This window comes from Rhodococcus sp. P14 (genome assembly GCF_000256505.1).
Taxonomy (GTDB): domain Bacteria; phylum Actinomycetota; class Actinomycetes; order Mycobacteriales; family Mycobacteriaceae; genus Rhodococcus; species Rhodococcus ruber.
Genome location: NZ_AJFC01000052.1, coordinates 1 through 6,887, shown reverse-complemented (window position 1 = coordinate 6,887; position 6,887 = coordinate 1). Strand labels below are relative to the sequence as shown.

Below are 6,887 nucleotides of genomic sequence, written 5' to 3'. Positions count from 1 at the left end.
CCGCGGCCCCGCCCCCCCCAGCCCGTAGGCCCGCGTGTAGGACGAGATCGCATGGTCGATGGCGAGTTTCGTGGCGCCGTACGGGTTGGTGGGACGGGCGGGGGCGTCCTCGGTGATCGGGACCTGCTCCGGTTCGCCGTACGTCGCCGCCGTCGACGAGAACACCAGCCGCGGAGTTCCCGATCGCCGGATCGCGTCGAGCAGGGCGAGGGTCGCGACGACGTTGCCGTGCCAGTACTTGTCCGGCTGTTCGACGGACTCGCCGACCAGCGACTGCGCCGCGAAATGCAGCACACCGTCGAATCGGGGCCGAGCGCCGTCGCCGAGCACCGTCGCGGCGGCGGTGGCGATGTCGCCCTCGACGAACTCCGCGCCGGCCGGCACGGCGTCGGCGTTGCCGGTGGACAGATCGTCGAGGACCACCACCTCGTGTCCCTGCTCGAGCAGCACCGTGCTGCAGACGCTGCCCACATACCCGGCGCCGCCGGTCACCAGAAGCCTCACGCTGTGCGCCCCTTCTTCGCCGGCCCGCGCAGGGCCGGCGAACGGGCCTGCCTCAGACCTGCTTCACCTGCACCGCGTGGGCCATTTCGTCGGAAAGTTCGAAGCCGTCGTGGCCGGGCACGTTGATGACCACCGACCCAGGCTTCGTCTCGACTGTAACGCGTGCGTCGGGCACGATCCCCGCCTCCCGCAGCCGGCCGATCACCTCGTGATCGGACTGCACGTATTCGGCGAGCCGTCGCACGACCACGGCGGTCGGCTTACCCGGCGGAATCTCGGTGAGCCGGACCAGCGGCTCGTCCGCCGCCACCGGCCGGTCCAGGCCGAGCTGGTCCAGTCCGGGGATGGGGTTGCCGTACGGCGACGTCGTGGGGTTGTGCAGCACCTCGACGAGGCGGCGCTCGACCTCCTCGCTCATCACGTGTTCCCAGCGGCAGGCCTCGGCGTGCACGTTCTCCCAGTCGAGGCCGATCACGTCCACGAGCAGCCGCTCGGCGAGCCGATGCTTGCGCATGACCGACACCGCCAGATCGCGGCCCTTCTCGGTCAGCTCGAGGTGCCGGTCGCCCGCCACCCGCAGCAGCCCGTCCCGCTCCATCCGGGCGACGGTCTGACTCACAGTCGGGCCGCTCTGCTCCAGGCGTTCGGCGATGCGCGCACGCAGCGGCACGACGCCCTCTTCCTCCAAGTCGTAGATCGTCCGGAGGTACATCTCCGTGGTATCGACCAGGTCCTTCACTCTCACACCCCTTCGTCTGCGGCCGATTCTAACCGGGCGAAACCCCCGGCGGGTGAACCCCGAGCGGCCCCGCCCGGCGCGGTGGGCGGTGGGCACGCCGAGGTCTTCGGGCACTCGCGTCACCCGGAGCGGCGCAGTAGCTTTGTGGCCATGACCACGACCTCCGCCGCGACGGGCGATCCGACACATCCGAGCGGCGACCGAGTGGTGGTGTGGAGTCCGGACTACCTCGACTACCGGTGGGGTCCGTCCCACCCGATGAACCCCACCCGGCTCGATCTCACGATGGCGTTGTCCCGGGGTCTCGGCCTGCTCGAGGGGGTGGAGACCCTGCGCCCGCCGGCCGCGACCGACGCCGATCTGCTGCGCATCCACACCCCCGCCTACGTCGAGGCCGTCAAGCACGCCGGCAACCTGCCTCCCGGCTCGACCGCCGGACCGGAGGCCCCGCACGGTCTCGGCACCGAGGACAACCCGATCTTCCCGCGCATGCACGAGGCGAGCGCCGTCCTCGCGGGCGGCACCCTCGCGGCCGCGCGCGAGATCGCGGCCGGCCGCACCCGGCGGGCGGTGAGCATCGGCGGCGGGATGCACCACGCGATGGCCGACTGGGCCGCCGGATTCTGCGTCTACAACGACGCCGCCATCGCGATCTCGTGGCTCCTCGACAACGGCTTCGACCGGATCGCCTACCTCGATGTCGACGCCCACCACGGCGACGGAGTGCAGCACGCGTTCCTCGGCGATCCCCGGGTGCTCACCGTCTCCGTCCACCAGCACCCCGCGACGCTGTGGCCGAACACCGGCTGGTCCAGCGAGATCGGTACCGGTGCCGCCGAGGGCACCGCGGTCAACCTGCCGGTCCTGCCCGGCACCGTCGACGCCCTGTGGCTGCGCGCGTTCCACGCCGTCGTCCCCGCGGCGGTCGCCGCGTTCCGGCCGCAGATCATCATCAGCCAGTGCGGTGCCGACAGCCACCGGGAGGATCCGCTGGCCGACCTCTCGTTGACCGTCGACGGTCAACGCGCGGCGTACCTGGCGATGCGTGAGCTCGCGGACCGGCACTGCGAGGGTCGGTGGCTCGCCGTCGGAGGGGGTGGCTACGGGCTGGTGCGGGTGGTACCGCGATCGTGGACCCACCTGATCGCCGCCGTGCTCGACCGCGAGATCGACCCCGCTACGCCGATTCCCGGCGAATGGCGGGAGCGGGTCGCTGCGATGGCACCGGGGGTCGATCTGCCGACCGTGATGGGGGAGGGCGGCGACGTGGCGTATCTGCCGTGGGACGGTCCCGGCGGCACCCCCGAGACCGGCGTCGCCTCGTTCGATCGTGCCCTCAGCCGAGTCGACTCGGCCATCGTCGCCACCCGTCGGGCCTGCTTCCCGCTGCTCGGCCTGGACCCGGAGGACCCGCGTGACTGAATCCGAGAGCACTGAATCCGAGAGCACAGCATCCGAGAGCACAGCATCCGAGAGCACCGCATCCGAGGGCACGCCTCACGGCCCCGCGGGACAGACGCCCGACGGCGACGCACCCGCCGGCACGCAGGCCGACGCCGCAGCGCGCGCCCAGGCGGAGAAGGACGCCGCCCGGGAGCGGGCACTCGCCGTCGCGCGGAACTACCCCAAGCACTGGGTGGCGGACGTCCTGGCCTCCGACGGGAAGGCCGTGCACCTGCGGCCCATCGTCCCCGAGGACGCGGACCTGCTCGTGGATTTCCACAGCAAACTCTCGGAGCGCACCCGCTACCTTCGCTACTTCGGTCCCTACCCGACGATGTCGAAACGGGACCTGTTCAACTTCACCGTGGTCGACCACCACCGCCGGGTCGCCTTCGTGGCCCTGCTCGGCGGGGAGATCATCGCGGTCGGCCGCTACGAGGGACTGCCCGAGGGCGACGGCCTGTCCGCCGAGGTCGCCTTCACCGTCGCCGACGCGCATCAGGGCCGCGGTCTCGGCCCCATCCTGCTCGAGCACCTGGCAGGCGCCGCCGCCGAGAACGGCATCCACACCTTCGTCGCGGAGGTACTCGCCGAGAACCGCAACATGGTCACGGTGTTCCGCGAGGCCGGATACCAGGTCAGCCGTAGTTTCGAGGGCGGCGTGGTGCGGCTCGAATTCGCCATCGACCCCACCGAGGCGCTGGTGTCGGTACGCAATGCCCGCGAACGGGCCGCCGAGGCGCGGAGCGTCCGCAACCTGCTCAGCCCGGGCAGCGCCGCCGTCATCGGCGCGTCCACCGACAGTCGCAAGGTCGGTAACGCGGTCCTGGTCAACATGCTGCGCAGCGGCTTCACCGGCCCGGTCTATCCGGTCAACGCCGAGCACCGCTCGGTGCGCGGCGTGCGGGCCTATCCGACCGTCCGCGACATCCCCGACGACATCGACCTCGCGATCGCGGCGGTCCCGGCCGAGGCCATCGACGCGGTGCTCGACGACTGCCTCGCCAAGGGCGTCAAGGCGCTGCTCGTCGTGTCGTCCGGCTTCGGCGAGACCGGACCGGAAGGCCGGGCCGCGGAACGCCGCCTCGCGCACGCGGCACGGGCACACGGCATGCGGCTGATCGGTCCGAACGCCCTCGGTGTCGCCAACAACGACCCCGAGGTCCGTCTCAACGCCACCCTCGCGCCCGTGCTGCCCGCGGCCGGCAACGTCGGCTTCTTCTGCCAGTCCGGCGCGCTGGGCATCGCGATCCTCGACGAGGCCGCCAAGACCGGCGTCGGCCTGTCCTCGTTCGTCTCCGCCGGCAACCGCGCCGACCTGTCGGGCAACGACCTGCTGCAGTACTGGGACACCGATCCGGCCACCGAGGTGGTGCTGCTGTACCTCGAGAGCTTCGGCAATCCGCGCAAGTTCTCGCGCATCGCCCGGCGCGTGGCTCGCAGCAAGCCGATCGTCGCCGTCAAGAGCGGTCGGCACGCCGTGCCCCCCGTCCTGGCCGCCCGGACGGGGGAAATGGACGACACCATCGTGCGGGACCTGTTCGAGCAGGCCGGGGTCGTGCAGGTGGGTTCGATCTCCCAGTTGTTCGATTCGGCCCTGTTGTTCGGCTATCAGCCGCTGCCGGCCGGCCCGCGCGTCGCGGTGGTGGGCAACTCCACGGCGCTGGGTGTGCTCGCCGTCGACGCCGCCCGGAGTGAGGGCCTGCACGTCGGCGAACCCGTCGATCTGGGGGCCGCGGCGTCCCCACAGCAGTTCGCGGCGGCCGTCACCCACGCACTCGAATCCACCGATGTCGACGCGGTGATCGCAGTGTTCGTACCGCCGGTCGCCGTGACGGTCGAGCCGTACGCGCAGGCCCTGCGCGACGCCGTTGCCGGCACCGACAAGCCGGTGCTCACGACGTTCCTCGCCACCGAGGGCCTGCCCGACGTCCTCGCGGTGCGCGGACCCGACGGTCACCCCACCCGAGGTTCGGTGCCCTCGTATCCGGGTCCCGAGCGGGCGGCCCTCGCGCTGGCCCGGGCATGGCGGTATGCCAAGTGGCGCAGCCGTCCCGCCTCCCAGGTCGTCCGCCCGGCGGGCATCGACGCAGAGAAGGCCCGCACCCTCGTCGAGGGGTGGCTCGCGACGTCGCCGGAGGGGCGCTGGCTCTCGGACACCGAGGCCGCACTCCTGCTCGCGTGCTACGGCGTGCACATCGCGGAGTTCCGGGCGGTGACCACTGCCGAGGAAGCCGTCGCCGCCGCGGAGGAGATCGGGTTTCCCGTCGCGGTGAAGGCCACCGGCGCCCACTGGCGGCACCGGCCGGACCTGAGCGGTGTGCGGCTGGATCTGCTCGGACCCGAGGCGGTGCGGATCGCGTACCGAGACCTCGCCGCGGTCTCGGGGGAGCCGTTGCTGCACGTGCAGAAGATGGCCACCAAGGGCATCGGATGCGTCGTGCAGGTCCAGGACGACCCGTCGTTCGGGTCGCTGATCTCGTTCGGTCTGGCCGGAGTCATCTCCGACCTGCTCGGCGACCGCGCCTTCCGGGTCCTGCCGGTCACCGAGGACGAGGCCGTCGAGCTGATCGACGCCCCCAAGGCGGCGCCACTGCTGTCCGGCTACCGCAACACCGAACCGGTCAGCAAGGCGGCACTCGTCGACCTGGTCCAGCGCATCTCCGCCCTTGCCGACGACCTACCGGAGGTACGGGAGATCGCGTGCGAACCGGTCCTCGCGTCCCCCACCGGCGCCGAGCTCACCGACGCGCACCTGCGGATCGGTCCCGAGCCGCACCCACTCGACCTCGGCCCGCGCCGGCTGCGTTGAACGGACCACGGCGGTCCGGCCGGCTCTGCCAGACGGACCACGCCGGTCCCGCCGGCTGCGCTGGACCGGCCACAGAGACAAAGATCCCCGAGAACCCAGCCCGGTTCTCGGGGATCGTCCGGCCGACTGCCCGGTCAGCTGGCGTAGGCGCGCAGACGTTCGGCGCGGTCGCCCTCGCGGAGCTTGCCCATCACCTCGCGTTCGATCTGGCGGACTCGCTCACGGGAGAGGCCGAAGAGCTTGCCGATCTGGTCGAGGGTGCGCGGCTGGCCGTCGTCGAGGCCGTAACGCAGACGGATCACCTGCTGCTCGCGCTCGTCCAGGGTGGCCAGGACGCTGCGCACGTCGCTGTGCAACAGCCCGGCGATCACCGCGTTCTCCGCGGACGTCGCCTCGGCATCCTCGATGAAGTCGCCGAGCGGGGCCTCCTCGTCGTTGCCGACCGGCATGTCCAGGCTCACCGGGTCGCGGCTGTGGTCCAGCAGGTCACCGATCTTCTCGACCGGGATGCCGGACTCCGCGGACAGTTCGTCGTCGGTGGCCTCCCGGCCGAGCTGCTGGTGCAGTTCCCGCTTGATCCGGGCCAGCTTGTTGACCTGCTCGACGAGATGGACGGGGAGCCGGATCGTGCGGCTCTGGTCGGCCATACCGCGGGTGATGGCCTGACGGATCCACCAGGTGGCGTAGGTCGAGAACTTGAAGCCCTTGGCGTAGTCGAACTTCTCCATGGCGCGGATCAGTCCGAGGTTGCCCTCCTGGATCAGGTCCAGCAGCGGCATGCCACGGCCGGTGTAACGCTTGGCCAGGGACACGACCAGACGCAGGTTCGCCTCGAGCAGATGGCTGCGAGCGGCCTGTCCGTCGCGCACCAGGATCGCGAGGTCGCGCTTCTTCGCTGCGGTGAGCCGCTTCTTGGTCTCCAGCAGGTGCTGGGCGTACAGGCCGGCCTCGATCCGCTTGGCCAGTTCCACCTCGTCCGCAGCGCTCAGCAGGGCCGTGCGGCCGATCCCGTTCAGATAGACGCGGACCAGGTCTGCGGCCGGGCTCTGGCTGTCGAGGTCGGAATCGACGCGGGCGGTGGTATCGGGGCGTGCCATGACGTGCCTCCTCATCGGTGGTGTCTCGAAGCGTTCAACGCGCCAGGCCCCTGGGAAAGTTCCCGAGGTTCCATTGCCGGAACTGCTCTGACCTGCGCAAACGGCACGGAGGTCCTGAGAAGTTGCTGAGAACACACCACCGGGGGAACCGGCCGGTAACTTTCGGCCCGCCCGGAACGCCCTACCGGACCGGCTCGACGAGCCCGTGCCGCACGAGCGCCTGTACCAGAGCCACCGCCCGTTCGGTCAGCGCCTGTTCGTCCTCGCCGTGCGCGACGGCGAGCAGCGCAAC

Annotated in this window: 6 protein-coding genes; 2 read left to right on the top strand and 4 right to left on the bottom strand. The window is 71.1% G+C overall.

From position 1 onward, the window contains the following. Window positions 1-504, bottom strand: a 504-nt coding sequence (locus OEY_RS0103765) for an NAD-dependent epimerase/dehydratase family protein (protein ID WP_043804406.1), incomplete at its 3' end; no start/stop codon positions are given. Window positions 505-556: 52 nt separating this feature from the next. After that, entirely contained in the window at window positions 557-1,243 is a 687-nt protein-coding gene (locus OEY_RS0103760; protein WP_010592606.1) for a metal-dependent transcriptional regulator, read from the bottom strand. Window positions 1,244-1,393: 150 nt separating this feature from the next. Here OEY_RS0103760 and OEY_RS0103755 point away from each other — a divergent pair, with 150 nt between their 5' ends. Beyond that, window positions 1,394-2,665 (top strand): acetoin utilization protein AcuC, encoded by a 1,272-nt coding sequence (locus OEY_RS0103755; RefSeq protein WP_010592605.1) that lies wholly within the window; start codon window positions 1,394-1,396, stop codon window positions 2,663-2,665. 214 nt (window positions 2,666-2,879) lie between these two features. Then, on the top strand, window positions 2,880-5,498 hold the full coding sequence (locus OEY_RS0103750) for a bifunctional acetate--CoA ligase family protein/GNAT family N-acetyltransferase (protein WP_228287205.1): 2,619 nt from the start codon (window positions 2,880-2,882) through the stop codon (window positions 5,496-5,498). A gap of 134 nt (window positions 5,499-5,632) precedes the next feature. Here the strand turns inward: OEY_RS0103750 and OEY_RS0103745 are convergent, their stop codons facing one another. Together OEY_RS0103745 and OEY_RS31490 are read right to left on the bottom strand one after the other, a co-directional pair. Further along, window positions 5,633-6,595 (bottom strand): sigma-70 family RNA polymerase sigma factor, encoded by a 963-nt coding sequence (locus OEY_RS0103745; protein WP_003935593.1) that lies wholly within the window; start codon window positions 6,593-6,595, stop codon window positions 5,633-5,635. 181 nt (window positions 6,596-6,776) lie between these two features. Continuing rightward, entirely contained in the window at window positions 6,777-6,881 is a 105-nt protein-coding gene (locus OEY_RS31490) for a DUF7782 domain-containing protein (RefSeq protein ID WP_443216035.1), read from the bottom strand. Window positions 6,882-6,887 lie beyond the last annotated feature (6 nt).